Genomic DNA, 26,102 nt, shown 5'->3' on the forward strand with positions numbered 1-26,102 from the left:
GGATTCGCCTGCCGGTAGGCCGTCGCCGCCGGCGGGCGTCGTGGGTGACGGCCCGGTGCCGTGCTGGGGCCTAAGCGATGAACGAGAGTAGTTCCGCGTTCACTCTGTCCTTCATCGTTGTGCACAGGCCGTGAGGCGCCCCCTCATAGACCCGCAGCGTGGCGTCGCGGATCAATCGGGACGACAGCATCGCGGATGCCGCGATCGGCACGATCTGATCGTCCGAGCCGTGTAGGACGAGTCTCGGGACATCAATTCGCCCGAGGTCCTGCGTCAGGTCGGTCTCCGAGTACGCCTTGATGCAGAAGTACGATGCGGGAAAACCGGTCATCATGCCGTGTCGCCAGAACTCCTCCCGCACGGCCTCGGAGGCCTCGGCATCGGGCCTGTTGAAGCCATAGAAGGGCAGGCTCAGATTCCGCCACAGCTTGCCCCGATCGGATTGCACGCTGGCGCGCAACTGGTCGAAGACCTCGATCGGTGTGCCAAGGGGATTGGCGCCCGTCTTCAGCATCAGCGGCGGGATGGCGCCGATCAGCACCACCTTAGCCACGCGCCCGGTCCCGTGCCGGCCGACATAGCACGCTACCTCTCCGCCCCCGGTCGAGTGACCGACGTGGATGACGTCCCGCAGATCCAGCGCCTGGACGAGCGCGGCAAGGTCGTCGGCGTAGGTATCGAGATCGTTGCCTTCCCAGGGCTGGCTGGATCGGCCATGGCCGCGACGGTCATGCGCGATGCAACGGTAGCCGCGCCGCGCGAGGAAGAACATCTGATCCTCGAAGGCATCGCTGCTCAGCGGCCACCCGTGGCTGAAGACGATAGGACGACCGCCGCCCCAGTCCTTGTAGTAAATCTCCGTACCGTCGGCGGTGGTGATCGTGCCCATGGGGCGGCGTCCTCGGATGATAGGTTGATGGAGGGTGGGTGAAGGCACCCGGATTGGCAGCCATCCTCACCAGCGTGGGCGTGACAGAGGACACCAGCATCGCGCGCTTCACCCGGCCGGTGCCGTGCCGGCCGATGTAGCGCGCGACCTCGCCGCCGCCCGCCGAATGGCCGACATGCGTCACATCGCGAAGGTCCAGCGCCTGGACGAGCGCGGCCATGTCGTCGGCGTAGGTGTTCATGTCGTTGCCGTGCCACGTCTGGCTTGAGCGACCATGCCCGCGCCGGTCGTGCGCAATGGCCCGGAAGCCGTGGGATGCCAGGACCAGGAATTGGTCGTCCCACGCGTCCGCGTTCAGTGGCCAGCCGTGCGAGAGCAACACGACGGGACCAACGCTCCAGTCCTTGAAGAAGATCTCGGCGCCGTCACGCGTCCTGACCTCGTTCGCCGACCGGCTTTCCGGCGACGGCATGGCACACGCTGGCGTGCCACTCAGGAAGGCGACGCCCCCCGCAGCGGCAAGGCTAGTCGCCATCGTCATCAGATGGCGTCGCGAGCGGTCCTTATCGATGGGTGTGTTGGTCATGTTCCGTCCTCCACCCGAACCATCGCAGCCGCGTGCTTGCTGGCGCTTTCTGCACCACGCTCTTCGTTGCGGGATTCGGCGACAGCGATCAGGTGACCAACGGACCGCCGGAAGCCGATGCCCGGCTTGAGAGAACGCGGCATCCGGTCGGGATGGGGATCCCCCGCATCCACGCACGTGTCCGTCCAGGGGAATGGGGCGAAGCCGCAAAGGGTCTCCGCCGGGAGAAGGGTCGGGTCATCAAGTCGGGCTAGGCACGTCGCGCGGTGCTGGGGCGGGAGGTCATCCCTCAGTCCCCACCGCGATGAGGTCGTCAGGTGATTGGGCGTCACCCGATGACGTCACCCGCAACCGTCCGGTGCCCAGGGTGTCGTTTTCCCTTAAAGAGGTCCTTCCTGAAACTCTGTGCAGAGGCTGGGTTGCTGCCCGGGTCGCTGGCGGGCGCCTTGATCCGATGAGGTTCAGCATCTCGCCTTCCACCCCCGTCGGCGTGCGCATCACACGGGTCGACCGCTCCGCTGAGGGCTGGATTGTCGATGCGTCCGGACCGGGTCAGGGGGCCTGCTCGGATTGCGGTGTACCCTCGCGAGCCCGGCACGGCAGCTACCTGCGCCATCTGCAGGACCTTCCCATACAGGGCAGGCCCGTCGCGATCGCGCTGCGTGTCGTGCGCCTGCGTTGCCGTAATCTTGTCTGCAACCGGCGCACCTTTGCGGAGCCGCTGCTGGAGGTGGCAGAGCCCATGGCCCGCCGTACCAGCCGGCTGGCCGACATCCTCCACAGCGTCAGCCATGCCCTGGGCGGGCGCCCCGCCGAGCGGCTGCTGGCGCGGCTCGGCATGCCGTCGAGCGACGATACCTTCCTGCGCATGCTGAGGCGCCGGGCGATCCAGGGGACCTCCAACGCGCCGCGTGTTCTCGGCATCGACGACTGGGCGTGGTCGAAGGGCCAGCGCTCCGGCACGATCCTCGTCGACCTGGAGCGGCGGACGGTGGTGGACCTGCTTCCCGACCGCTCCTCCGCGAGCACGGAGGCTTGGCTGGTCGAGCACCCTGGGGCCGAGTTCATCAGCCGCGACCGGCACGGCCTCTACGCCGAAGGAGCCCGCGCCGGCGCACCGGGTGCCCGGCAGGTTGCCGATCGCTTCCACCTCGTCCAGACGCTGCGCGAGAAGATCGAGGGGGCGCTCGGGCGCCTGGACCGGCCTGTCCGTCGGGGCACCGTGGCGGCCGCCGAGGCCGAGGAACGCAGGGCCCTGCGCCGGGGAGAGTTGGAGAACAGCTTCGCCCGGATGCGCGACATGCACGAGGCGGGCCGGACCGCGGCCGACATCGTCCGCGAACTCGGCCTGAGCCGCAGGCGTTTGGACAAGTGGCTTCGCCTGACGGGCCTGCCGGAACGCAACGCCATGGCTTCGGGCCCGCGCTCGCCGGCCCTCTTCGATGCGCACCTGCGGCGCCGCTGGCGAGAGGGGTGCACGGTGGTGCGCCGCCTCTTCGTCGAGATCCAGCGGCTGGGCTATGCGGGCTGCTACACCTACCTCGCCCGCTACGTCGCGGCCTGGCGCCGGGGTTCGGAGAGGAAGGGTGCGCCGCCGAGCACCGCCGCATCCACGTCCCTCCGGCTGCCCTGCCATCCCGACACGGGACGTCGGCTGTCGCCGCAGGTGGCCGCGGCGCTCTGCCTCAAGCCGCGGCCGCAGCTGAACGCCCGGCAGGCGGCAGCGGTCGATGCCCTGAAGCACTCCGTCCCCGACTTCACGGCGCTACGCCGCATGGCCATGCGCTTCCGCGGTGTCCTGCGCGGCCATGATGTTGGCCAACTCGACTGCTGGCTGCGGGATGCACACGAGAGCGGCATCTACGCCATGCGACGCTTCGCGCGCACCCTGCAGGGCGACATCGACGCCGTCCGAAACGCCGTCACCCAGCCGTGGAGCAACGGCACGACCGAAGGTCAGATCAGCCGCCTGAAGACGCTCAAGCGCAGCATGGGCGGCCGTGCCGGCTGCGAACTCCTCCGCGCCCGCATGCTCCCTCTCCAAGCTGCCCCGTAGCACGGAGATTGGGGAAGGACCGAATACTGGAAAGCTCACACGTAGCATCGATGCACAGCGGGCGGAGGCGGCCATTGCCAGCGCCGCGCTGAACCGCAAGGCCGAACTTGGGATGCCTCGCGCCATCCGCGTCGTGTGAGCCGACCCGGAACGCCCGAATTCCAACCGCCCCCCTCCTTCTTGCAACAGACCCACACGGACCTGAGCGACGCGGTCGTTCAGCGCTGTACTGCTGACTCCATCGCCGCCTCCACCGCGGCGACTACGTGGTTCAGCCCGCGCCGCAGAGTCGTCTCTGCGAAGCCGATGGCCTGAGGTGGGTAGCGGTCCAGCTCCGCCGCGACGGCGAGATGGGTGAGCGGTGGCGCCGGCAGGCCGAAATCGCGGCGCCAGCGCGTGCCACGCGTGTAGTCGAGCGGGACGAGGTGGCGCAGCACGGCGAGGCGCGTCGCGGTCGCGACCTCCGGCGAAGGATTACTCGCCTCGAAGGTGGCGAGACGCGCGGCGAGCGCAGCGAAGGCCTCCCGTGCCGGGGACAGGTCGAAGCGATAGCCGGCCGCCTTCTGATAGCGGTCCAGATGCGTCGAGAGCTCCGCCACCAGCGCGCCGGGATCGAGCGGCAGGGCGGGCGCGGTCGCCATGCGGTAGACCGCCAGCGCATACAGCCGGATATCGGTCAGCAGCACCTCCGGATCCGCGACCCCGAGCAGGTCGCGATCCGTGTGCCAGGCGGTGTTGCCACCGTTGCCCATGACGAAATACCAGCCCCGCCGCTCCACCTCGGCTGCCGGGATACGGGAGGAGGCGGAGAAGCAGCCGGAGATGCCGAGGTTGTTGAAGGAGAAGTCCGAGGATTGCGTCGGCCGCTTGCCGCGAGCGGCCACACCGGTGGCGTCGCGCACCACGTTGGCGACGAAGACCCGATTTTCGGCCATCCAGGGGATGCCGGGATAGTCGGTGGCGTCGCGGCAGCCGGGGCTGTCGCAGTTGAGGTGCGCGACGCAGCCATGCGCGAGGTCGCGCGCGAAGGCATCGGCATACCAGGTGCTGCCGGCGAACTTGCCCGTGGAATGCCCAGGCCACCAGCAGATCCGCACCCCGCGCCGAAGCCCCGCGCGGTGCGCGTGCAGCGTCCGCGCGACCTCCAGCATGCAGGCGTCGCCGGTCGCGTTGTCGCCGACGCCGACGTCCCAGGAATCATAATGGCCATGCAGCAGGACGAAGTGATCCGGCTCCACCGTGCCGGGAATTCGGACCTCCGGCAGAACCTGGTCGAACCAGCCCTCCTCGCAGATGGTGGTGAGCGTCGCACTCTCGCTGCGGCGCGCGGCCTCGATCAGCGCCTCGCCATCCGGGCCGCTGACCGCGCAGCCCGGGATAGGCGTGCGGCCCGGCAGGTCGTCGAGGTCCGGCGTCCCCCAGATGGCGCTGCCGCTCCCCCAGTGCATGTCGGTCCCCGGGTTCACCGCGATCACGCCGGCGGCGCCCAGGGCGGCAAACTGCAGGATCTTCTCGGCCAGGATCATGCCGCGGAACAGCACGAGCCGGCCGCGGAGGTCCGGCACGCCGGGCGCTGGGTCATAGCCCGGACCGAAGAGCTTCGCGGTGTTCGGTGTCCAGCCCATCGGTGGGGCGACCGGGTTCTCCACGAAGACGAGCGGCGCGGTGAGCCCTGCCGGCGCCGTCTCGGCGAGCTGTGCCGGGCGTGCGCGGAAGCGCTGCGCACCGAGCGTCACATGCGCCTCCTTCGGGACGGCGAGGTAGAGGCGTGGCCGGTGCACGGTGACGGGCAGGCCGAGCGCGTCTAGTCGACGCGCAATTTCCTCTCCCGCCTCAGCAGCCTCCTGGGGATCCTGGCGGCGTGTGTTGGCGAAGTGCTCGACGAGCGACCAGGCGTGGTCGATGCGCGCCGCCGCCATCACGGCGGCTTCCTCCCCTGTCGTCATCGGTCTCAATCCATCGTCACGCCAGTGGCCCGCACGACGGCGGACCAGCGGTCGATTTCGGCGAGCACGTAGCGCCCCGTCGCGTCGGGCGGCTCGCCTACTGGCTCGACCCCGATGGTGGCAAGGCGCTCCCTCACGGCGGCGCTGTCGAGCGCACGGCGGAGCTGCGCATACATCGCCTGCACGATCTCCTCTGGCACGCGCGCGGGCCGGCAAGGCCGAACCAGTTGGTGGTGACGAGGCCCGGCACGCCCGCCTCGGCGAGCGTCGGGATCTCGGGGAAGGCCGCGCTGCGGCTCGCCGAGGAGAGGGCGAGTGCCCGCACCGTGCCGCTCCGGACATGAGGGGCGGCGGAGGGCAAGCTGTCCCACATGCTCTCGATCCGCCCGCCGATGACGTCCGCCGTCGCGGCCTGGGCGCCGCGGTAGGGGATGTGGGTGGTGCGGATACCGGCGGCGGAGTTCAGCAGCTCCCCCGTCAGGTGGTGCAGCGTGCCGTTGCCGCCTGAGCCGAAGTTCAGCACGCCCGGCCGGGCACGCGCGGCCGCAACGTAGTCTGCAAGGGTCCGAAAGGGTTGGGCGCCACCCACGATGAGAACCAGCGGCAGGGTGCCGAGGATCGTGACATGGCGGAAATCGGTTCGCGTGTCGTAGGGCAGGTTGCGGTGGAGTTCCCGGAAAATCGCCTGCGGGCCGACATTGGTGGTGAGCCATGTCGTGCCGTCCGGCGCCGCCTTAGCAACGTGGTCCGAGCCGACGACGCCACCGGCCCCGGGGCGGTTCTCCACCACGAAGGGCTGGCCGGTCTGCTCCTGCAACGCCGCGGCGATCGTGCGGGAGAGGATGTCGGAGGCGCCGGCTGGCGGCGACGAGGAGACGATCCGCACCGGCCGGCTGGGCCAGGCGCCCTGGGCGAGCGCCGGCAGCGGCAGGGCCGCGAACGCGGCGAGAAGCGGGCGGCGACGCATGGCGGGCTCCTATGGCGTTGCCGACCAATGTGAGCCGCACCCTCCCTCCGGTCGAGACGGCTGTCATCGGCATCCAGAGTCCAGGGCGGGTCAGTCGGCTCCACCAACGTCAGCCGGGGGAGCTCGCGCGCGGCGGCACGTGTCGGTCCTACCTGCTCCCGATAGTGCGACTGCGGCATCCTGAAGCACTGGTCCGAACGCCGCGCCGGGGTACCCGGCGAGGCTGCCGATGACGAATAACCGCCGTTGATCGCACGTGCGACCATCGCGAGCATCGTGAGCCTCATCCCTGCTCCTGAGTCCATCGGCGCCGCTGTCATGCGACGCGGGCCGATGGAGCGACGGGGCTGCTGACGCCGACTTGGCCGAACGGTTCGTGTTGCTCCAGGCGGATAGCCGCGTCACGCGCGAGTTCGAGGCCCGCGACCAGAGTGGAAGCCAGCGCAGCACGGCGCTGGAGGGGGTGGGCGTCGCTGCCCGGGATGGGAGGAAGTGCTCGAGCGGCAGCGCCTCGTCTCGGCCGAGGTCCGCCATCTCGCCGAGCAGCCGCCGCATGCGCGCCACCGCGGCGGGTGGGCGCCACAGGTCGGGTGGGTTGGGCCGATAGGCGGGCACGCGTTCCGGCCGGCTCATCAGCTCGAGGCAGGCCCGCAACAGCGTCGTGAGATCCGCGACGGGTGTCGCTCCCCTCCCCTCGGATACTTCGCCCTGCGCGTGTTCCGGCGCCCCTCTGGCAAAGACCTGGCGCCCGAGCTGGCGGCGGTTCCCGAGCCAGTCGGCAAGCGCCGCGACGGCGGCCCGGTCCGCGAGCTGGCGCCGGAGCGCCTCCGCCTCCAGCCGGGCCTCCCGCCCCTCCCGGCTGTCCTCCGGCAGCAGCAGTCGCGAGCGCAGCAGCGCGAGGTTCGCCGCCGCCACGAGCCAGTCCCCGAGCCGGGACAGCGGCACGTCCCCGCGCCCGATCGCCCCCTCCAGCGCGGCCTCGAACTGGACGGCGAGGTCGAGGAGGGAGATCGCGCCGACGTCGACCCGCCCCGCGCGGACGAGCTCGAGCAGGAGGTCGAGCGGGCCGGCGTAGCCCCGCAGGTCGAGGTGGAGCCCGTCGCGATCACGCACGGTTTTGCGCGGCGGATCCTCCCAGCCTTCCTCAGACGCCGCGGCCACGGTTGCACCGCCCCCGACAGCCTCAGCCATCGTCGTAGCGGGGCCGGAGGTCCAAGGAGAGCGAGGGCCAGGCCTGGCGCACCCGCACGAGCGCCGCCCAGGGCGTCCAGTCCGCCGACCAGAAGGCGAGCGACAACCGGGCAGGGTTCGCGTCCCCTCCCCTGCCAGTTCCCGCTCCGCTTCCGCGCTTCCCGCGTCCCCTCGTCGCCTCGGACCGGTGCGCGACGTGCCGCAGCGGCCAGGTCGTGCCCCAGTTCGCCCACAACCACCCGAGCGCCTCCGGGTGCGACGGCCCGAGCCGGAGTACGTCAGGGGGGACCGGCACGAGGCGGTGCAGGTCCAGCGGCACCGGCCCGCCTGGCCGGCTCGCAGCCGCCCGGACCCGCTCGTCCGCCCGCTCCAGCGCCGTCCTGATCCCGCCGGCCACCACGCGGCAGCCGTGGAGGGAGAAGATCCGCTCACCGCGGGGCGGGGCAGCGAGGAGGTGGAACAGGTCCTCCTCCTCCCCCGCCCTGCCGTGCGTCCACGGGATCACCCCGGGTCCGGCCGCGGCGAGCCGGAAGAGTGTGAGGTCCTCCGCCGGCCCGGTCACGTCGAGGTGGTGGAGGAGCCAGTCCGGGTGGTCGAGCGCGAGGATGTCGGCGAGGGCCGAAGACCCACCTCCCGCCGTCTCGGCCGGCCGCGCCGCGCCGCCCAGCCCGTCTCCCCTTCCCTGCCCCGCGCGGGTCACAGGTCGAGCAGCTTCACCGGGCTCGCGGTCACGAGCTTCGCGCGCCGGACGTAACCGCGCATCGTCTTGAGGTCGCGGTGCCGCGTGTGGCCCATCACCTCCTCGTCCCGCGCGCCCGCGACGTAGGCCTCCGTCACGAACCCCGCCCTGAGCCCGTGCGGGCTCAGCCGCTCCCCCGCGTCGGCCTTCAACTTCGCCATCCCCGCCCGGCGCAGGAGGACCTGGCGCACCGCATCCGGCGAGAGCCGGTCGTGGCCGATCCGCCCCCAGCGGTCCACCTTCGTGAAGACGGGGCCGAAGCGGATGTCGGCCGTCTCGCACCAGGTCTCGACCGCGCGCACGGGACAGGTGTCCCGTCGTTTCCCGCGGGGGATGCCGAGCTCCACTCCCTCCCCGGCCTGGTCCGTCTTGGAGCGGGGCAACAACAGCCGCAGCCCCTCGCCGGTGAAGCGCAGGTGCTCGCGATCCACCCCCACCAGCTCGGAGCGCCGCAGCGCCCCCGCGAAGCCCAGCAGCAGGAGCGCGCGGTCGCGCGTCCCCGTCAGGTCGGCGTCGCAGGTCGCCACCAGCCGGCGCAGTTCGGCCGAGGTGAGCGCTGCGGCCTGGCGCACCCGCGAGCCGTGCAGGCGGGCGATGCCCTGCAGCGTCGTCCGGATCGCCGGGTGCGAGGGCGTCCAGTCGAGCCCCCGCACCCGGTGGGCGTGGCCGATCGCGGCGAGCCGCCTCTCGAGCGCCGAACGGGAGTGGGTCGGGGCGAGGGCGGCGAGGTAGGCGGCCACGGCAGCAGGCGCGGCAGGAAGCGGCTCGGTCCCGTGGGCCACGCACCACGCCTCGAAGTCGGCGAGGTCGGCCCGGTAGGCCCGCAGCGTCTCGGGCGCGAGCGCCCGGCGGGCATAGGCCTTCGCCGCCTCGATCGCCTCCGCCAAGCGGGGTGAGAGCGCGGTTCCGACCGGGGCGACGGGGATGCGGGTGGGCAGCTTGGCGTCGGTCACGGCGGGCAATCCATCACTCGACGCCGACCGCGGCGGCGATCTGGCGACGGATGAGGGCAAGTTCGTCCGGGGTAATCCGCGAGGGCGTCGCCCGAACCCGCGCCTTCGCCGTCGCGGTCACGAAGGGGGAGAGGCAAAAGCTCGGCTTCGTGCAGCCGTTCTCCGGGCCCGGCTCGAGGCGGACGCAGAGGTCCGGGATCGCGAGCCCCGCATCCTCCGTGATCGGCACGAGGAGGAGCGCGGGGTATCCCGGCCCGAACAGGCCATCGTCCTCGACGACGACCGCCGGCCGCCGCTTGTTCGCCTCGACCGGGACGGCGTCGCGCCAGTCGACCACGACGATGGAGCCCGCGGGGAAGGGCCGCTCAGGCGGGGTCAACGGGACGGCCGAGTTCCGCGACGAGGGCGGCGGCGGCGGGGCTCACCGCGACATGGCGGCCGACCGCCTCGCTCGCGGCCCGGATGCGGGCGCGCCGGACGTCGCGCGCCGCATCCGCCGCGAGGTGACGGAGGAGGGTCGCGAGCGGCAGTCCACGCGCCGCGGCCTCGGCCTCGAGTACCTCGCGGACGTCGTCGTCCAGGCGGACGGAAATCGGAACGGCCATCGGGCACCTCCTGGACGTGAGCGTAGCGCCCCGGCGTAGTGCACGCCAGTCACCGAATGAGGCGATCTTCTAGTCACACGCGGTAAGGGAAGCTTATCGCGTGTGAGGCGCAGGGAATGTCTTGGGCGCCAGTGCCTCTGAACGCACCCGCGTTTCCAGCGCCCACGGGGGCTAGCCACCGCCGGCGCGCCATGAGGGAGCACGTCTTGCAGCGCCAGCGGAGACGCGATGACAATCAAGCCCGATGCCGCGCGGGTTCGATGCCGGCGGCCTTGCCTCGCCGCGCCCCGCCGGCCCAAAGATCCGCCCGCTTGCCGACTGGGGGCGACCAGCCGTCCCGCTTCCTCGAGGCCCAGGCGTAGCGGTGGTCGCCCTCGAGCAGGTGAAGGTGGTCCGAGAGGCGGTTGCGCGAGACCCAGGCGAGCGCCGCCTCGAGCTCGGCGAGGCTCATCTCGGTCCGCGACTTGCCTCCGTGCACCCGCTTCAGGACGGCGTTGTAGGCGTGGTAGAGCCCGGCACCGCGCGAGGCGACCGCGACAGGGGCCGTTGCGACCGCTGACGTCCCCGCGTCCTCCACGGCCTGCGCCGCGACGAGCTCGCCGACCTGTTGCCGCAGCCGCCGCTCCTGGACCGAGGGCGGCTCGAGCAGCTCGCCCTGCGGGTCGGGATCTCGCGCCGCGGCGAGCCCCGCCGCGAGGTCCGGGCCGGGGCGGAGCGTCGACAGCCGCAGCGCGAGCGCGTTGCTCTCAAGCGGCACGATCGCGCCCCGACGCCGCGCCTCCTCCATCCGCTCCTCGAGCCAGTCGGGCAGCGCGAGGCGGGGCTGCCGCGGCGGGGCCGGTGCCTTCGCCCGCGTTCCCTGCTCCAGCTCCATCCGCCGTCGGAAGGCGGCAAACAGCGGGTCGTCGGGGTGGAAGACGAGCGCGCGCTGGCTCTCGTAGGGCCCGGCATTGGGGTCCACCCGCGTGGCCCTCGCGACCATCTGCTCGAGCCAGGGCCTGCTCCGGATGTGGGTGAGTGCCGCCACCACCGCGACCTCCGGCGCGTCGAGCCCCTCATAGGCCATCGCCACCGTGACGAGGCAGGAGGGCTCGGGGGTGAGACGGTAGGCCGCGAGTGCCTCGTGGGAGCCCGGCGTGTCGGCGGTGGCCATGCCGACCGTGCTCTCCTGCGCGCGCGGCACCCAGGAGCGCAGCAGGTCGAGGTAACGACGCGCCTGCACCTGGTCGGGCGCCACGACGAGGAGTTTTCCCAACCCGCGAGCCGGCTCGCGCCGGGAAGGGTTCAGCGTGCCCCGCCGCTCGGCCCGGAGGCGTCTCGCGGCCTCGAAGGCACGCCGCAGCAGCGCGTCGGCGAAGCCGGTCCGCAGGGCGGTAAAGAGCGCCGGCCGCGTCAGGTCCGAGGGGGCGGCAGCACGGAGGCGGTGCGGGCCGAGGTGGGGGCGCTCGGCGCCCCCGTCCGGTTCCGGCCCGAGCCAGGAGGCCTCGCCGTCGAGCGCGCCGAAGGTGACGGGGAGCACGGCCCGCTCGGCCAGCGCCCTCGCGCGCGAGTAGCCCACCACGGCCCAGCCGGGGGCGGCGAGGTCGACCTCCTCCCGGCCCCGGCCGGCGCGGCGGTAGGGCAGCCAGAGGATGCGCCGCCCATCGGCGCGCTCGAGGGTGCCCGACAGCAGCAGCCGCACGCGGGCGCACTCGAGCAGCGGCAGGAGGGCTGCGGACCACGCGGCCTCGGGTGGGGGGCTCGCGCCGTCACCCCCTTCCCCTGCCCCGCGCTCCGCGCCTGCCCCGTCGAGCGACGGGAGGTGATGCACCTCGTCGACGACGAGGAGCGTCGGGTGGGCGCGATGCGACGCGAGGTGGAGGTCGGGCGCGGCTGCGACGGCCTGGTAGGTCGTGACGTAGCCCGCGAGGCCGCGGGCCGGATCGCCCGCCGCATTGTCCGCGGCCCGGACCGAGAGCGTATGCCCGAGTGCCCCCCGCCAGCGCGGGTCGGCGAAGGCCTCCTCCGCCTGCAGGCGCAGGCTGTCGCGCGGCACGACCCAGCAGACGCGCGAGACGATCCCCGAGCCGATGAGGGCCGCCGCCGACAGCACGGGGAGGAGCGACTTGCCGCCGCCGGGCGTGACGGCCGCGAGCACGTCGCGCACGTCTGAAGCCTCACCGCGCGCGATCGCCGCCATGACGGCCGCGACCTCGCACTGGTGCGCCCGCAACGACGGCGCGGTCACGAGCTGGAAGGACGATGCAGCACCGGGAGGTTGGACTCCGGTCGCACGCCAGACGCAAGTCGAAAGCGCGCTCGAGCCGTCGCGATGCGTACGATGAGCGCGGACTGCGTCCTTCCCGCCGCGTGCATCTCAGTACCGGGACCAGTCGGGCGGGTACCGTCGTCCTACGCCGAGAGCAGTGGCAAGATGGAGGAGGTCGAAGCACCGCGTGGGCCACACGCTTGATCCCTCATCCCCGATCTCGTGCATGTCATCCAGCGCGACCCTCGGGTCGGAGGAGGAGCGGATCTCCGCCTGACTCAACGACCTCCGCGCGCTTCGGCTGAAACTTAATGGGTCGAGTTCAAGGTGGACATGCTCGCCCTGGATCGGCTTGGCCGCACGGTCTCCGTACTCACGAACGCTGCCCGCTACTGCGATAAGCCCTCTGCCGTCTTTGGTACGGATGCTGGCCGAGGAGCTGACGGGCTCGGACGTGCACGACACGGTGCCCGTGCCCGCGATGCTGGATCGCATCACCAACCGAATCGGGCGTGTCTACGGCGATGCGGCCTATGCGGGCGGTCCAACTTACTGCGCGGTGGTCGAGCACCGGGAGGCCCTGCCCAACGCCGAAGGGGTGTTCAGGCCGAAGGCGCCCGATGTCACAAGGGGCATGGACTCGACCTCTTGGGCGGCCGGGGTGCGACACGCACGGCACGGCGCGCACGAGGGCCGTCGCGCTTGGGAGAAGGCGACCGGCTACGGCCGCAGGAATGCGGCGGAGTGGACCCACTCGCGACGGAAAGGCGGGCTCGGCCCCGGAAGGCCCACTGCGACCCAAGACTGATCGTGCACCAGAGCCGCCGCAAGTGAAGCGGCACGATGGATCCGTCACCCAGATACGAGTCGGCCGTTCCCCAGATCTCCCGTTGGAACGCTCTTCATGAAAGTTTGCAGGGGTGGTGGTAAAACTGACGGCTTGGCTAACGGCAACGTCGTAGCCTGAGAAGGAGTAATTCCGCCTTTAGGCGCGCTTCCGTCGCTCACGGCCTTCCTCTGCCAACTCCGACGCCGGACGCTCCGTCACCCGATCCCCCCACCAACCCTTGTGAACCACGACCATCGGCGGCGGGATCACGTTGCTGAGGCGGCGCGGGTCGAGCGTCACCGCCCGCTGTCGGTCGGTTCGCGGAGCCGAGACCTGGGTTGGCCTGTCGCGCATATCCACCGATGTTGGTTACCACGACGAGCGCCACAAGGACCAGCACCATCAGGACCGAGGCGAGGGTCGCGAGGCCGGCGCGGGTGCGCCACCGGGCACGTCGCTGGTTGATGACACGATTGTTGTCGACCGCCGTCGCGTACTGCTCGATGAGAGCCGCCTTGACCGTTCGGAGCGCTCGCTCGGCAACCTTCTCCTCCATCTCACCCTCCTCGGCCTCCGCCTCCGCCGATGCCCGGACGTCCTCAGCGTAGTCGCGGAAGAGCGGCTCACGCCCGACATACTGAAAATCGGCCGGCCACACGGAGAGGGCGAGGAAAGCGATCGCCGCGAAGGTCGCGAGGCCCGCCGCGATGAGGAGCCCTGTCGCGGCGAGGAGCATCGGCCCGCCCACGCCCTCGATCCAGTCGCGTACCTGGGCGATTCCCGCGAGCTGGAGTGCGAGGGTCGCCGCGAAGAAGGGCAGGCTGCGCCAGACGTTCTCCTCCTGGTCGATCTCCTTGCGGTAGGCGTCAGCGAAGGTCTTCTCGATGTGGTCGAGCAGCGGGTCCGTGGCCATCACCTCACCGTAGCAGGCAGCGGGACTATTGCCCCCCACGAGACCGGACAGCGGGACGGGCGTGGACTAACGATCACCTTCCGCTGCTGGCGACGCTCGACGAATGGATCCGGGCGGCGGAGGCGACCGCTCGCCATGAGTACAACGCGATCATCCTTGCACCGTGCAAATCCCAGCAGCCACGCAACTTCAAGGCGCGGAGGGAATCCGCCGCCTTCGGCGACGGCGGCGCGGTTTCGTCCCGTCTGACTCCGCCCCAGCCTGTTCCGTCGCACCAGGGATCGCCCGTGGCCGCTCGGCATCTGGCAGACCCCAGTAGTCGAAGTTGCCGCTCAGGACCGCCACCAGGCGACGCATCTCCACCCGGACTGCGTCCGCTGCCTCCTGCACGTCCCGAGCGACGCCGGACAGCCGTTCGCCATCATCGCGCGAGCCGAGCGTGCGGGCCAATCCTTGGACCCCCGAGGCGATGGAACGAACCTCCACGAACACCGCCCGGAGCACCTCCTCTTCGTCCTGGCTCCACTGCGGCGTCCGCGCGAGATGCACGATCGCGAGGGAGCGAAGCCAGTTCGCGGGCGTCGTCCCGCGGGCCCGCGCCGCCTCTGCCAATGCGGTTCGTTCGCGCGGCTTGAGGCGCACGCCGACCTGAGTGCCGCGACCAACCCCACCGACCGGCCCGACCTCCTCGCCCAGGACTCCGAGAATGAGTCGGCGAAGTGCCGCCGATGAACTGCCGTCGCGCTCCCGTGCCCAGGCCTGAAAGCGCTCGGCAACATCTCCATCCACGTAGGCGCCGATGAACTTCTGACCCGGCGAGGCCGCCATCAGTCCTCCGTTTTAAATCTGCTACCAGCCGACATATCCTGCCTTCTCTCAAATCCCTATGGCTTCGGACAGAGACTGAGCGCCCGTGCAAACGCTCTCGCCGGGCGGAGGCTTGCACGGTGCAAGGACCCTCTTGGTCGTGAACCTGACCAGTGGGTGCCCCTGGCGAGATACCGAGGATTGACGCGATCTATTCGATGCGGGCGAGGGCGAGATCTGCCAAGTCGATCTCTTCGAGAGCCGCTCCGATCTGGACGAGTGCCCAGCCGTCCCGACCGGCACGCCGGTTCACGACGAGACGCCCCTCCGCACCGGCCTTCGTGCGGACGATGAAGACAGGAGCAAGAGGTTGCTGCGCCCTCGGCTCGGTGCGGTCGCGCCGGGCCGGTGCCCTCCCCTCCCCTCCCCGGCCGTCCTTGCCGGAGTTCGCGTCAGCCTCATTGGGCGCCTCTTCCGGCTCATCGGCCCCGGCCTCCGGAACGGCCAGTAGTGCCGGAGCGGGCGTCGCCTTCGGCTCGTCCCCGAACAGCGGGGCACGGTCGAGGACGATGCTGCCGGTCGCCTTGCCCGTGATGCCGCCGATGATCCTGCGGGCCTCGGTGATGGTGATGAACGTGTTGGGCTCGGGGAGTGCGGCGAGGACTTCCGCCGGCGTCTTCGTCCACTGGCGGTAGAGATCGTAGAGCGCTCGCATGTCGGCGGCGTCCATCCTCTCCCGCAGTTCCGGCGGGAAGTCGTCCACTTTCCGGAAAGCCGCGACCTGGTACTCCTTCAGGTTGCAGATGACGCCTATCTGCTTCGACGTCTTGCCCTCCGCAGCGAAGCGGAGAACGGCGGTCGCGAGTTCGGAGTTCGAAAGGTTCGAGCGCTGCTGGTTCTCGATGACCTGCGAGGCATAGTCGTCGTCCTCGACGCGGCGGATGATCGCCGGGATGTCCGGCGTGCCCGCGATCCGCGACGCGCGGAGGCGCCGTGCGCCCATCACAAGGGTATAGCGCCCTCCTCCGAGCGGACGCACGACGATCGGCTGGAGGACCCCTCTCTCCCGGATGCTATCGGCGAGGCTCGCGAGTTCCTCCTCGGAGAAGGTCCGGCGGGGCTGGTTCGGGTCCTCTTCGATGTCGGCTAGGCGAATACGGATCGCCTCTCCCCGCGTGTCCTCGCCGAGGGCGGACCGCAGGTTGCCGAAGGCCGCCGCCGCGAACTGCGCCTTGCCCCGGACCGGGGCGGGCTTCTTCGTCTCCTCCTTCATGCTCCCAGCCCCATCCTCTCGGATACCGTCCCGAAGACGCCGCGAATCTCCGTCGCCGCCTCTCGCGCGCCAGACCCCTTCATCATCCAGACGGGTTCGCCGTCGCTCGCCGCCTTCGCGTAGGCGTCGCGCTTGGCGATGACACCGGGGAAGAGGAGCTTGCCCGCTTGGCCCGCAAGATCCTCGAAGAGTTCGCGCTCGCGCTTGCTCTTGCGGTCGTAGATCGAGGGAAGCAGGCCGAGGAACAGCGGCTCCGGGCGGCCGTAATGGGTCGAGACTCCCTTGATGGCACGCAGCAGTTCCGCGATGCCCTGGATCGAGTAGTCATTGATCCCGATCGGGGCGATGACCGCATCGGCCGCGAGGAGCGCTCCGAACGTCCGGTTGGTGAGGGCCGGAGGGGTGTCCACGACGCAGACGTCGTAGTCGTCCCCGTTCGCCTTCAAGCTGTCCCGGAACACCTCGATGCAGGCCCGATCCACGCCTTCCACACCGAGGAGTTCGCGGGTCGAGCGGGTGACGGTGAGCGACCCAAGGGGCGGAACGCGCGTGGGCTCCGCGAAGAGGTCAACGGTCTCGACGGGCGACAGGTAGGCGCCGAGTGTCGTCGAGAGGTTGGCCTGCTGGTCGAGGTCCACGACGAGCGTGCGATGGTGCTCGGCGAAGAACCAACCGGCGTGGGCGACGATGTTCGTCTTCCCCACGCCCCCCTTCTCGTTCATCACCACGAGGGTCTTCATCAGACCATCCCCCACCACCCGGATGCGACCTCGCCCCATGTCACGCCCGGCCCGCTCCCCCGAGCGGGCCAAGCGGTCGTAGGATGCTCAGCCGGCAACGTCAACACTTGTAAACGTTTTCTTCCCCCGCGTTTATCTATCACGTGGACCGGCCTTGCACGGTGCAAGCCGCTTTGGGGCGTGGGTGGGGTTGTCGCACGGCGTCGCATCACGGGCTGCGGGCCGCTTTCGCTTGCACCGCTCCGGCCCGCGCCTCGCGCGCCATCTCTTCGACCCGTTGGGCCAGATCGGGCGGAAGCCAGACTTCGACGCGGCGCCAATCTCTCGGGACGTCGCGCTCCGCGTGCTGGAAGCGACGGAGAATGCCGCTCACCCGTTGCCGGCTCATGCCGTGCACCCGCGCCACATCGGCGGGGCGCTGGCCGTCGACCACGACGGCCCGCGCGATGCGGACGGTGTCGAGCGAGAGGCGGCCGAGGCGTGGCAGCAGGGCGTCGAACGCCTCCGCGCTCATGGTGGGCTCGCTCGACATCCGCTATCCCCGGCACCGCGTCGTCAACAGTCGGCGTCACGCCGTTTCCCTTTGTTGACATGCTGGCGGCCGTGCGTCGAGGGCGCGCCCGCGTCGGTCACTCTGCCCTACGCGGCTGCCAGGACGGGGCGCAGCTTCGTCGGCGATGGCCGGCCGGTGTGGGGAACCGACGCCGCTGGCTTGCACGGTGCAAGGGCGCGGATGCCGTCGCCCTGCCGATCTTCTAAGCGTGCCGGAGGGGCCGCTCCGGGATGATGGGCGTGCTCTCCCTGCCTCTCGCACGCCGCTCGCCCACGTAGGTGAGGACTTCGGCACCGGAGTAGGGCAAGTCGTGCAAGCCTGCGGAGGAGGAGAACCACAGGTCCTCGGCAGTCCCTCCCTCGTCGCGTCCCACGTCCACCACCCGCCAGCCCTCCTCCTCGGCCTCCAAAATCCAGGCGGTGCAGGCTGCGGCGTTCTCCGCGTCGTCGTCTAGGCCGGACGGGTCGTTGTTGACCAGCATGGTAGCCCACGATGCGGTCAGGGCGCTGCGCTCGGTCTCCCACCCAAGCCCCGCAGCGTCCCGCACCGCCCTGTCCATCTGTCCCATAGCCGCAGCGGAAAGGAGCCGCCGGTCTCCCGGTGGCCCCGATCCTCTCACTCCGCCGCCATTGGCCAGGCCGGGGCATCGTCCATGTCCTGGGCCTCCCCCTCCTTGGCTTCCGGCAGGTGATCGGTCGCCTCGTCGGTGTCGCCTCCCCCGTCCACCGGTGCCGCCTCGGGCGCTCTACCCGGCACGCGGAGGCGCGGCGGCAGCCATCCGGTGCAATCGAGGAGCGACGCGGCCTCCTCGACCATCGGCGCCTTCTTCATCCCGGCGAGACGGGACGCGGCCGCCTCGCCGACGGCCTCGCGGACGGCGGCGAGGATCGCGGCTTTCGGCATGCGGGCGAGGTAGGTCTCGGGCGTCGCCCTCCACCACCGCCGCATGTCGAGGCCTGCCCTGCGCGCGACCTCGGCACAGAGCGCGCCGTCCCCGAGCGACCAATCGCCGTGCCCGGCGTCGGCAACCCGCGCGACGCACACGGCCAGGGTGCGCAGCAGCGACGGGGTGTCCTGCGCCGCGATCCAGGCCCATAGGTCGCGCCGCTCGGCCGGGAGCGTCGCGCGCTCGCGCGCCTCGGGCCTCGTCGAGGACGCGCTTGGTCGGGCTATCCGTCAGCCCCGGCGCACCGCCGAAGGTGAGCGCGTAGGCCGGGAAGCTCGCGACCGTCTCACCGAAGCCCCTTCCATAGAAGGCGTCGCCCGCGAGGGAGTGGACGAGAACGCGGAGCGCGAGGTCGGGCTGGTCCGCGAGTTCGGCGCGGAGGCCGAGTGTGCGGTGGAAGTCCAGTTCGGCCGAGAGCGCGGCGGTCAGCGGCGGCAGGTGATCGTCCCGCTCCTCGTCCTCGGCTCGGTGATCCCCGTCCGTCCCCGCATCGCCAGACGCCGTGACCGGGTTCGCCTCCCCCTCGCCGCCAGCGTCCTCCGCCTCACCTTCCCCGGTCACGGCCACCGGCTTCGGCTCATCCTCCGGGCGGACCAGCCCGCGCGTGACCGACAGTCGCCCGTCGCCCGCGAGGGTCAGGACGCATCCGGCCAGCGCCACATCCTCCGGGCGCCACGCCTCCTCGCGGTGTTCGAGGGCGGCAAGCTCCGCCTCGATGCCGTCGAATTCGGCCGCGATCTGCTCCGGCAGGTCGTCGGCACCGCCGTAATCGTTCGCGATCTCGTCGGATCGCGTGGCAAGCTCGTCCCGCCGCGCCTCCTCGGCCTCGGTCAGGGACGCCCGCGTCGGCCAGACCCGGCGGCAGCGCCACACCTCGTCGGAAGCCGCGTCGCCCACCGCGACCCAGCGCCAGCCCTCGGCGCGGAGTGTCTCGGCCTCAGCTTCCATCCGCTCGCCGACGAGACGCTCCAACAGGGCCGCGTCCGCGATCCACCCGCCCCCGTCCTCCGTGAACAGGTCGCGCTGCACGGCGCCGCCCGCCGCCCCGTAGGCGTCGAGGCCGACGAGACGCACGCGCTTGTCGGTCACGGGCAGCAGGGAGTGGGTCAGCAGCCGCCGGATGGTGGCGGGGCTTCGCTGCCAAGGCAGCAGGTTGCGATGCACCCGCTCCTGCGCCGCGTGGTCGTCCGTGACGGTGAAGGCCATCACGTCGTCCAGCGTCAGCGTCCCCTCGCGGTAGGCCGCAACGACGGCGGGCGACAAGTCGGCCAGCCGAAGGCGTTGCCGCACGACAGCGGCGGTCACGCCGTAGCGGGCACGATCTCCTCAACCCCGAGACCTTCTCCCCCGCGATGGAGAAGCGCGAAGGCCTCGAACTCGTCGGCCGGGTGCATGTCGAGCCGCATCGCGTTCTCCGCGAGGCTCGCCTCGGTCGCGCCCGACGCGCCGTCCAGCTTCCAGCACACGATGGGGGCCGACTTGGAGAGGCGCTTGCGGGAGGCCAGCAGCCGCAGGGCGGCGTGGCGCCGTCCGCCGGCGATGACCTCGTAGCGCCCGCGCCCCTTTGGGCGGACGAGGAGGGATTGCAGCAGCCCGTGTGCCTCGATGGAGGCTGCGAGTCCCTCGATCCCCGCGTCGCGGCCGGTCTTGCGGACGTTAGCGGGGGAGGGGTCGAGCTTGGACAGCGCGACCTCGACGAAGGGGAAGGGAGTGATGGCGTTCATGCGATGCGCCTTTCGGGCGAGAGTGGGGAAGGGGAGGGGAGGGGGGTCGCGGCTCTCACGCGTGCCACCCCGGCCGGTGTTTCCCCCAACTGAAGGCGCGATCCTCCAGTTCGCATTCGATGCGATGGTCCGCGAGATCGGCGGCGGGGGAGGGGAGGGGGGCTCGGATCGCCGGGGCACCTTCCAAGGCCGACACCTGCTCCCAAAGGCTGTCGGCCAGATGCCCGCACCGGGCCTCGCCCGCGAGGAAGGCGAGGGTCTCCGTCGCGAGAGAGGCGAGCGTCGCGGCGCGGTGAGCGAGGTCCTCCTCCGGATGGCCATCCTCCACGGCCCGCAGCACCAAGCCGGCGCGAGGATGCGTGGCGGCGACCTGCAACAGGGCGGCGACGGCGGGGGAGGGACCTGGGGGAGGGGAGGGAGGAAGTGAGTTGCGCGCGACTGCACGCGGCCCCAGTAGGGGGTCAGCCTGGGTCATGGTTCGTGTCCATGTCTCGGGTGAGGCTGGGGAGGAGGGGTTGCCGCCCCTTTCCCTGGCCGCCGGTGTGCTCACCGGCAAGAGGAAGATAGCAGAACCGGCCGAAGAAGCAAGCGAATACAGCGGGTTAGCGCAGTTTCTGCTTCACGGAAGCGCGTACTCCGGCAGTCAACGCGCAGCGTCCGCCAGTCGAGGCCAAGTCGAACCTGCCCCTCGGGTGTGCCTTCCACATACACCCCTTGCTTCTTCTCCGGTCTTTACTTCAGCACGACCCTCCTCCACCTGCCCTTTGTTCGACCCGCGCCGGAGGCGAGGGTTGAACACTTGAGGACGCCCTTCGTCCCGACGGGGCCACCCGGCCGGCGCGCGCAGCGGGGGTCAACGGGGCATGGGCGCTGCCCTCACCGGGATCACGCCTGCGCGGCCCCCGGTCGCGCACCCGCAGGGCGCCGCAGCGCGGCGGGGGTGATCGCAGCACTGCCTTCCCCGGCCCCGTTGACGCCCGCGAGCACGCTGGCAGCCTCGGCCCATCGGGACATCGCGAACGGCCTCGGCCGCTACCCCGCGTGAGGGGGCGTGACCCGAAGGGCCGAGACCCCGCAGGGGGCTCCGGGAGGCCGAAGGCCGAGTAGCACCCGACCCCGTCCCCTTGGACGGGGGCACGTCCATGCTCCGATGCCGGCTTGTGTACGCCCGAATGTCGCCCACGCGATTCACCGCTTGGTCTGCTTGCCCTTTTTAGGGTCTGACGCAACGGGAGCATCGGTCTTGCACGGTGCAAGGCTCGCCGCTCACGATTTCGCTCGGACAGTGATCGGCAGGGGCGCCACTGGCTCGGGGCACTTCTCCCTGACTTCTGCGAAGCTGTCCCGCGCTTCCATCCACCGCGCGAGGTCGGCGTCCATCCAGTGTAGCAACTCCATCGCTTCGGTGTGCCGTGCTGCCGCCTTCCCGTCGATGCGCTCCCAACTCGAACCAAGGCTGGGCTCGTGGTGGGCGATTCGGTTCCGGAGATCCTGGAGCCGCTCGACTCGGTCGTGGAGTGGTGGAAGGAGCAGTCGCTCGTGGCGGCGGAAGGTCAGGTTCGGGAAGGCGATCGGGAGGCGCCTGGCCCAGAATACCCCTGCGTAGGGTGGACGGAGCAGTTCGCGCCAGAGATTGAAGTTGCTCGCGGCGATGATGTCGGGGAGCGTCGGCGAGGGCTTCCTCGTTCGTGTCTCGGCACCGACGAGTTCCGATTCGACGGCTCCATGGAAGTGGCGGAGGCGTGAGACCCTGTGCCAGGTCAGTCTAAAGGCGTCCGTCAGCGCGCGATGAATCCCGTTCCGGAGCGCGATCTCGACGGCGGAGAGTACCGCCGTCAGCGCGGCGGCGGCTCCGAAGTTCCACTCGTAGAGGGCGAGCGCACGGCTTGCGTCGTTCCCGGTCCGGACGAGGTACTTCGACAGACGTTCGCGGCTGAGGGCGTCCGCCACGCGCTCCGCCTCGTAGGGCAGCGGGGAATCGGCTTGTCTTTCGGGTGGCTGATGCATCCCTTCCCTCCCGGTCGCGCCCCGGGGGGCTTCCCTGTCGGCTGGTGTTTCCGGTCGGTATTATTCCCTGGCGGGCGATGAATGCGTGTTCCATGGGAGAGCCGCCTGCGAGGGCGGCCCTTCGGCCTCGGTCTCGTCCCGACTCACGCACAGGCGCTCGGGGATTTCCGTCGTTCTCGTCCACCTCACGAATTCGGCGGCGCTGATGCTGGGAAACCAGGCCGGGTCGCCCGTTTCGCGGCGGCTCCGGCGCACACCCGTGGCGAGCTTCCGCACGGAGTCGCCGGCGAGACCGCACGCGCGCCCCGTCTCCTCCTCGGCGTGAGTCGAAGGTGTGACGACCCCGCGGGCAAGAGCCCCCGCATATTCGCCCCGGTAAACCGCCTCGACGACATGCGGCCAGAACGGCGTCGCCCTCAGCAGACGACGGCGGATGTGCGGCGCCGTGTTCCGGTCGCCGAGGGCTACCAACGTCTCGAGCGTCGTACAGACGGCCGCAGCCAGCGGGAGGTAGGGTGTGACGACCGGCCTGCCCCGGCGGCGGGCCGCCGTGATCCGATCGAAATGGGCGCGGCCGATCTGACTCACGCCCAATTCTTCGAGCCGATGGCGGTCCCCGCGGCGCCAGCGATGCCTGAGCTTGTAGGCACGCAAGATCGCCGCACGACGGTGGCCCTCGTGAGCTCGTTCCCAGGCGCGGCGGATGCCGGTCTCGATCCCCTTGATGAACTCGGCGAACCCGACGAGATCACGCATGAGTCCCGAGGCGACGAGATGCTCTGTCATCGGCTGAACTCCTCCTTCGACCACCGATGACACGGGATGGATCAGGAGGCACGGGACGATAAATCGCCGTCCCCGAGCGAGGTAACGGAGGCCGTGAGTTAACCCCCGATCCGACGACGCCCCGCCTCGGGTCGCCGCGCGGGCGAGACGGCGATGAGGCGTGGTCCGACGGGTGGTGGCGAGGGGTGCAGGATGACACCCTCGTCCGCGAGTTCCACGCGTGCCTCCGGATAAGCGGCGACCGCCGGGGCGAGCATCTTCGGGAAGTCACGCCGGAAGAACCGGATCTGGCTGTAGCTCGACCCGAACTGGTCCCGAAGCGCGGCCCACCGCACGGGCGTCGTGCCGGAGAGGTTGTGGAGCCGGTAGGCGAGCCAGATGTAGAGGTCGAGGCTCGCGCTGCGATCCGCGAGTTCCCGAAGCGCCGCCTCGCGGAGCGGGACGGGATGACGGCGCAGGGCGTCGTAGAACGACTCATCGAGGGTGACGCGATCCTCCCAGAGATCGCTCTGTCGGTCGTCCTCGCGGCGGCGGTGGAAGCGCAGGCCGGACCGCACGAAGCGTCCCGCTTCCCAGGCACTTCCGTCTTCGCCCTCCCAGAAAAACTTGAGGGAGCAGGATGCGATCCGTGCAGCCTGTTCCTTCAAGGCTTTTCCTGTCTCTCCACCCCAGGCAAGGCCCATGCGCCCGAGCCAATCGTGCAGGCTCCGGCCGAGCTCCACCTCACGGGAGCCGGTCCGCACGGCCTGCGTCTGGAGGTAGAGAAGGATCATGCGCGCCCGCGCGCCATAGGGCACGCCGAGGAGCTTCGCGGGACCTGGTCCGCTCCGCATGCGCCCAGGCTCCACGAGAAGTGTGACGCGGTGGCCACGCTTCTCCCAAGGCTGATCGTCTGCGAGCTTCTTGTGCGGCAGGCCGGTGAGGCAGAAGCCGCTGTACGAGATGCCGATTTTGCCGGCGTCGTCGGCGAGCACCTCCGCCGCGATGTCCACGAGGGGTCGCTGCTCCGGCTCGACCATCGCCTTGGCCCCTGCGCGGCCGTGGACGAGGACGAGCCGTCTCACGCCTCCATCGGCTTCGTGCATCGGGCGACTCCAAGGATCGGAGTCCAAGTTCCTGATTCGACCGGTGCGGAGTCAATTGGGGGAGAACTCACGCGGGCTAGTGGAAAGCGTGTTGAAGGAAGCTAGTAGAGTCTGTGAGGGGACCCCCGTGGATAACCCCGAGTCCCGTGAGTGGACCCCCGGAAACCCGTGAGTTTGCCCCCGGGGATAACCCCGAGCGCTGTCGACGACGGGGGCGTGAGTTCTCCCCCGCTGTCCGTTGCGACTCGGGTGAGGATCGCGTCTGCCAGCTCCGATCATACGCCACGGCGATTCCGCATCGAGATCGGCCCATGGAAGCCGTGGACGGGGGAGAACTCACGGTGCTGTGCTGGACGGCCCGATACGGCCCGGAACTCCAGCCGCGGCAGGCCCTTCAGGGACCGATGTTGTTAGTCCGGTTTTGTTCTCTCTGAAGAACCGTTTAGGATCAATAGATAAGAGCGTTTCATGTGCGGAATCCGTCTTGAGTCCGTCCACATCTCCCTCATAGGTTGCGCCGCGCGGCCCCGGAACCTCCCTGGGTCGGGTGATGCGGGTGGCAGCTGGGAGACGTGTTCTGCAATCGGTCTCGTTCGCGTCGTCGCGTCACGTCGCTACCGTCCCGGCGAGAGGATCGTCGGAGACGGCCGGGTGGCCCGCAGCAGCATGTCAGAAGCGGATCTGCGCGCTGGCATGGATGCCGGCGGCCGGATCGAGCGCGTCGTCGTCGTCACACGGCCTGATGCCGCCGGCTTGCCCGAGCACGTGCCCTACGTCCTCCCGAGCTGGTGCCGCGGCTACGTCGCGATCTCGCTCTTCCGCGGGCCGGGCGTCCGCGCGTGGCGGGATCTCAACCGCCTCCTTCGCTACCTCCGCGACGACATGCGCTACGTCCTCCCGGTTTCCGTGTACGAGGCCGGCTGCCCGCGGCTCGCGCTGCTCCGCTCCATGCCGCCCGAGGCGCGGGCTCCGGTCGGCGCCGCGGCCGAGGCACCGGTGGGCACACCCGCCCTGTCCTGACCGCGTCGGCGGAGGAGGGGGCCGATGATCCTCTCACTCGCGACCTTCGCCTCGCTTGCGCTCTCCTGCGCGCCGTCGGTCCACCCTGACACGCTCGCCGCGGTGGCGCGGGTCGAGAGCGGCTTCGACACGCTCGCGATCGGCGACAACACGGGGCGCCGGTCCTTCGCGCCGCCGACGCAGGAGGAAGCGGTGGCGCTCGCGACGACGCTCCTCCGCGAGGGGCGCTCGATCGACCTCGGCCTCATGCAGGTGAACTCCGCCAACCTCCTGGCGCTCGGCCTGACGGTCGCGGACGCCTTCGACCCGTGCCGCTCGCTTGCGGCCGGCGCGCGCGTGCTGCGCGACGGCTACCGGCCCGGCCCAGGGGAGGACCCGCAGCCCGCGCTGCTCCGCGCCCTCTCCCGCTACAACACGGGGCATCCGGAGCGTGGCTTCGCGAACGGCTACGTCCGGCGCGTGCAAGCCTCGGCGGAGCAGGTCGTGCCAGCGTTGCGGCTACGCTCCGAACCGGCGGCTCCGGCGGCCGAGGCCGTCCGGCCGCCTGCCGCGCCGCCCGCGTCGTGGGACGTCTACGGGCAGGCCCGCTGGCGCCGGTCGCCGACGGCGGTGACGCCGCCGTCGCGCGAGGCCTCGTCACCACCGGTGGTCGCGCCGGGCGCCCCGGTTCGCCTGGAGGCGACCCTGCGGGGCGCGGAGGCCGCGCGATGACTGCATCCCGCACCCTCGAACTCCCGGTCCGGGGCGTCGGCGCGCCGCCTCGGCGGGACGCCGCGCGCTTGCACCGTGCAAGCCCGAGACCGGCCACCATCGCCGCCGTCAGCCCCTAGAAGAGGTTCTCGCCATGGGTTCCGTTCTCCGTCGCGCCGTCGGCGCGGCCAGCCCCTTCGTGTCTCCGCTCACCCTCCGGCTCGCCTCCGGGCGGCTCTTCGCGCTTGCCCGCGGCATGGACCGGCGGGCGGCGGTCGCCTTCGCGGCGGCAGCGGTCGTCCTCATCGCGGCCGATCCCGCGTGGGCACAGGGCACGTCGGCCGGCAACATCACGACGTTCCTCCAGAACATCGTGAACATCATCACCGGCACCGCGGGAAAGCTCATCGCGGTGATCGCGATCGCCCTCGTCGGCATCGCCTGGATGTTCGGCGCGGCGTCCGCGCGCACGGCGGGCGGCGTCATCGTCGGCGTGATCCTCGTCTTCTCGGCCTCCTGGATCGTCGACCAGATCGTGGGGAGCTGATG

27 protein-coding genes and 1 pseudogene are annotated in these 26,102 nt (G+C 70.7%); 5 read left to right on the plus strand and 23 right to left on the minus strand.

From position 1 onward, the window contains the following. Nucleotides 1-70: 70 nt before the first annotated feature. Nucleotides 71-889, minus strand: coding sequence for an alpha/beta fold hydrolase (locus tag ACE7GA_RS26615; protein ID WP_376100880.1), 819 nt, complete (start codon nucleotides 887-889; stop codon nucleotides 71-73). A gap of 7 nt (nucleotides 890-896) precedes the next feature. After that, a pseudogene (locus ACE7GA_RS26620) lies at nucleotides 897-1,475 on the minus strand (alpha/beta fold hydrolase); the annotation flags it as partial. A 454-nt stretch (nucleotides 1,476-1,929) separates the two neighbouring features. On the opposite strand from ACE7GA_RS26620, the gene ACE7GA_RS26625 reads away from it, so the two are divergent. Beyond that, entirely contained in the window at nucleotides 1,930-3,531 is a 1,602-nt protein-coding gene (locus ACE7GA_RS26625; RefSeq protein WP_376100882.1) for an ISL3 family transposase, read from the plus strand. 218 nt (nucleotides 3,532-3,749) lie between these two features. Here ACE7GA_RS26625 and ACE7GA_RS26630 read toward each other — a convergent pair whose 3' ends face one another. The 9 genes from ACE7GA_RS26630 to ACE7GA_RS26670 form a co-directional block, all read right to left on the minus strand. Further along, on the minus strand, nucleotides 3,750-5,477 hold the full coding sequence (locus tag ACE7GA_RS26630; RefSeq protein ID WP_376093947.1) for a M28 family peptidase: 1,728 nt from the start codon (nucleotides 5,475-5,477) through the stop codon (nucleotides 3,750-3,752). Nucleotides 5,478-5,482: 5 nt separating this feature from the next. Next, entirely contained in the window at nucleotides 5,483-5,614 is a 132-nt protein-coding gene (locus ACE7GA_RS26635; protein ID WP_376093950.1) for a hypothetical protein, read from the minus strand. Beyond that, nucleotides 5,611-6,444 (minus strand): Bug family tripartite tricarboxylate transporter substrate binding protein, encoded by an 834-nt coding sequence (locus ACE7GA_RS26640; protein WP_376093953.1) that lies wholly within the window; start codon nucleotides 6,442-6,444, stop codon nucleotides 5,611-5,613. The genes ACE7GA_RS26635 and ACE7GA_RS26640 overlap by 4 nt, the downstream gene beginning before the upstream one ends. 90 nt (nucleotides 6,445-6,534) lie before the next feature. Then, the gene (locus ACE7GA_RS26645; RefSeq protein WP_376100884.1) at nucleotides 6,535-7,557 is read right to left on the minus strand and encodes a hypothetical protein; all 1,023 of its coding nucleotides are present in this window, start codon (nucleotides 7,555-7,557) and stop codon (nucleotides 6,535-6,537) included. A 70-nt stretch (nucleotides 7,558-7,627) separates the two neighbouring features. Beyond that, nucleotides 7,628-8,335: a hypothetical protein gene (locus ACE7GA_RS26650; protein WP_376100886.1), complete on the minus strand. Its 708-nt coding sequence runs from the start codon at nucleotides 8,333-8,335 to the stop codon at nucleotides 7,628-7,630. Next, entirely contained in the window at nucleotides 8,332-9,327 is a 996-nt protein-coding gene (locus ACE7GA_RS26655; RefSeq protein WP_376100888.1) for a tyrosine-type recombinase/integrase, read from the minus strand. Before ACE7GA_RS26655 ends, ACE7GA_RS26650 begins: the two co-directional genes overlap by 4 nt. Before the next feature lie 13 nt (nucleotides 9,328-9,340). Beyond that, a complete protein-coding gene (locus ACE7GA_RS26660) occupies nucleotides 9,341-9,706 on the minus strand; it encodes a type II toxin-antitoxin system PemK/MazF family toxin (RefSeq protein WP_376093959.1) in 366 nt (121 codons plus the stop codon). Further along, a complete protein-coding gene (locus ACE7GA_RS26665) occupies nucleotides 9,693-9,932 on the minus strand; it encodes a hypothetical protein (RefSeq protein WP_376100890.1) in 240 nt (79 codons plus the stop codon). The genes ACE7GA_RS26660 and ACE7GA_RS26665 overlap by 14 nt, the downstream gene beginning before the upstream one ends. A gap of 235 nt (nucleotides 9,933-10,167) precedes the next feature. Then, entirely contained in the window at nucleotides 10,168-12,159 is a 1,992-nt protein-coding gene (locus tag ACE7GA_RS26670; protein WP_376100892.1) for a DEAD/DEAH box helicase, read from the minus strand. 445 nt (nucleotides 12,160-12,604) lie between these two features. On the opposite strand from ACE7GA_RS26670, the gene ACE7GA_RS26675 reads away from it, so the two are divergent. After that, nucleotides 12,605-12,988, plus strand: coding sequence for a hypothetical protein (locus ACE7GA_RS26675; protein WP_376100894.1), 384 nt, complete (start codon nucleotides 12,605-12,607; stop codon nucleotides 12,986-12,988). A gap of 196 nt (nucleotides 12,989-13,184) precedes the next feature. On the opposite strand, the gene ACE7GA_RS26680 is transcribed toward ACE7GA_RS26675, so the two are convergent. The 12 genes from ACE7GA_RS26680 to ACE7GA_RS26735 all read right to left on the minus strand — a co-directional run bounded on the left by ACE7GA_RS26680 (nucleotide 13,185) and on the right by ACE7GA_RS26735 (nucleotide 23,822). Next, nucleotides 13,185-13,922, minus strand: a complete 738-nt coding sequence (locus ACE7GA_RS26680) for a hypothetical protein (protein WP_376100896.1) — start codon at nucleotides 13,920-13,922, stop codon at nucleotides 13,185-13,187. 189 nt (nucleotides 13,923-14,111) lie between these two features. After that, nucleotides 14,112-14,750 carry a hypothetical protein gene (locus ACE7GA_RS26685; RefSeq protein ID WP_376100898.1) on the minus strand — a complete coding sequence of 213 codons (639 nt, stop codon included), beginning with the start codon at nucleotides 14,748-14,750 and terminating at the stop codon, nucleotides 14,112-14,114. A gap of 190 nt (nucleotides 14,751-14,940) precedes the next feature. Next, nucleotides 14,941-16,002, minus strand: a complete 1,062-nt coding sequence (locus tag ACE7GA_RS26690; protein WP_376100900.1) for a ParB/RepB/Spo0J family partition protein — start codon at nucleotides 16,000-16,002, stop codon at nucleotides 14,941-14,943. Then, a complete protein-coding gene (locus tag ACE7GA_RS26695; protein ID WP_376100902.1) occupies nucleotides 15,999-16,742 on the minus strand; it encodes a ParA family protein in 744 nt (247 codons plus the stop codon). Before ACE7GA_RS26695 ends, ACE7GA_RS26690 begins: the two co-directional genes overlap by 4 nt. 208 nt (nucleotides 16,743-16,950) lie before the next feature. Further along, nucleotides 16,951-17,274, minus strand: coding sequence for a TrfB-related DNA-binding protein (locus ACE7GA_RS26700; RefSeq protein WP_376100904.1), 324 nt, complete (start codon nucleotides 17,272-17,274; stop codon nucleotides 16,951-16,953). Nucleotides 17,275-17,497: 223 nt separating this feature from the next. Further along, complete coding sequence (locus ACE7GA_RS26705) at nucleotides 17,498-17,776, minus strand: hypothetical protein (protein ID WP_376100906.1); 279 nt, start codon at nucleotides 17,774-17,776, stop codon at nucleotides 17,498-17,500. Nucleotides 17,777-18,040: 264 nt separating this feature from the next. Continuing rightward, nucleotides 18,041-19,546: a hypothetical protein gene (locus ACE7GA_RS26710; RefSeq protein ID WP_376100908.1), complete on the minus strand. Its 1,506-nt coding sequence runs from the start codon at nucleotides 19,544-19,546 to the stop codon at nucleotides 18,041-18,043. Continuing rightward, complete coding sequence (locus tag ACE7GA_RS26715) at nucleotides 19,543-19,965, minus strand: ParB/RepB/Spo0J family partition protein (RefSeq protein WP_376100910.1); 423 nt, start codon at nucleotides 19,963-19,965, stop codon at nucleotides 19,543-19,545. Before ACE7GA_RS26715 ends, ACE7GA_RS26710 begins: the two co-directional genes overlap by 4 nt. Before the next feature lie 55 nt (nucleotides 19,966-20,020). Continuing rightward, the gene (locus tag ACE7GA_RS26720; RefSeq protein WP_376100912.1) at nucleotides 20,021-20,341 is read right to left on the minus strand and encodes a hypothetical protein; all 321 of its coding nucleotides are present in this window, start codon (nucleotides 20,339-20,341) and stop codon (nucleotides 20,021-20,023) included. A gap of 890 nt (nucleotides 20,342-21,231) precedes the next feature. Beyond that, nucleotides 21,232-21,915, minus strand: a complete 684-nt coding sequence (locus tag ACE7GA_RS26725) for a hypothetical protein (RefSeq protein WP_376100914.1) — start codon at nucleotides 21,913-21,915, stop codon at nucleotides 21,232-21,234. A gap of 117 nt (nucleotides 21,916-22,032) precedes the next feature. After that, nucleotides 22,033-22,758 (minus strand): hypothetical protein, encoded by a 726-nt coding sequence (locus ACE7GA_RS26730; RefSeq protein ID WP_376100916.1) that lies wholly within the window; start codon nucleotides 22,756-22,758, stop codon nucleotides 22,033-22,035. 98 nt (nucleotides 22,759-22,856) lie between these two features. Then, a complete protein-coding gene (locus ACE7GA_RS26735; RefSeq protein ID WP_376100918.1) occupies nucleotides 22,857-23,822 on the minus strand; it encodes a replication protein RepA in 966 nt (321 codons plus the stop codon). Between the two features lie 672 nt (nucleotides 23,823-24,494). Between ACE7GA_RS26735 and ACE7GA_RS26740 the strand changes: the two genes are divergently transcribed. The 3 genes from ACE7GA_RS26740 (at nucleotide 24,495) to ACE7GA_RS26750 (ending at nucleotide 26,100) form a co-directional block, all read left to right on the plus strand. Further along, nucleotides 24,495-24,863: a hypothetical protein gene (locus ACE7GA_RS26740; protein WP_376100920.1), complete on the plus strand. Its 369-nt coding sequence runs from the start codon at nucleotides 24,495-24,497 to the stop codon at nucleotides 24,861-24,863. 24 nt (nucleotides 24,864-24,887) lie between these two features. Beyond that, nucleotides 24,888-25,574 carry a lytic transglycosylase domain-containing protein gene (locus ACE7GA_RS26745; RefSeq protein WP_376100922.1) on the plus strand — a complete coding sequence of 229 codons (687 nt, stop codon included), beginning with the start codon at nucleotides 24,888-24,890 and terminating at the stop codon, nucleotides 25,572-25,574. Nucleotides 25,575-25,707: 133 nt separating this feature from the next. After that, a complete protein-coding gene (locus ACE7GA_RS26750) occupies nucleotides 25,708-26,100 on the plus strand; it encodes a TrbC/VirB2 family protein (protein WP_376100924.1) in 393 nt (130 codons plus the stop codon). Nucleotides 26,101-26,102: the final 2 nt, after the last annotated feature.

This window comes from Roseomonas sp. CCTCC AB2023176 (assembly GCF_042259275.1).
In the GTDB taxonomy this organism is placed as follows: Bacteria; Pseudomonadota; Alphaproteobacteria; order Acetobacterales; family Acetobacteraceae; genus Roseomonas.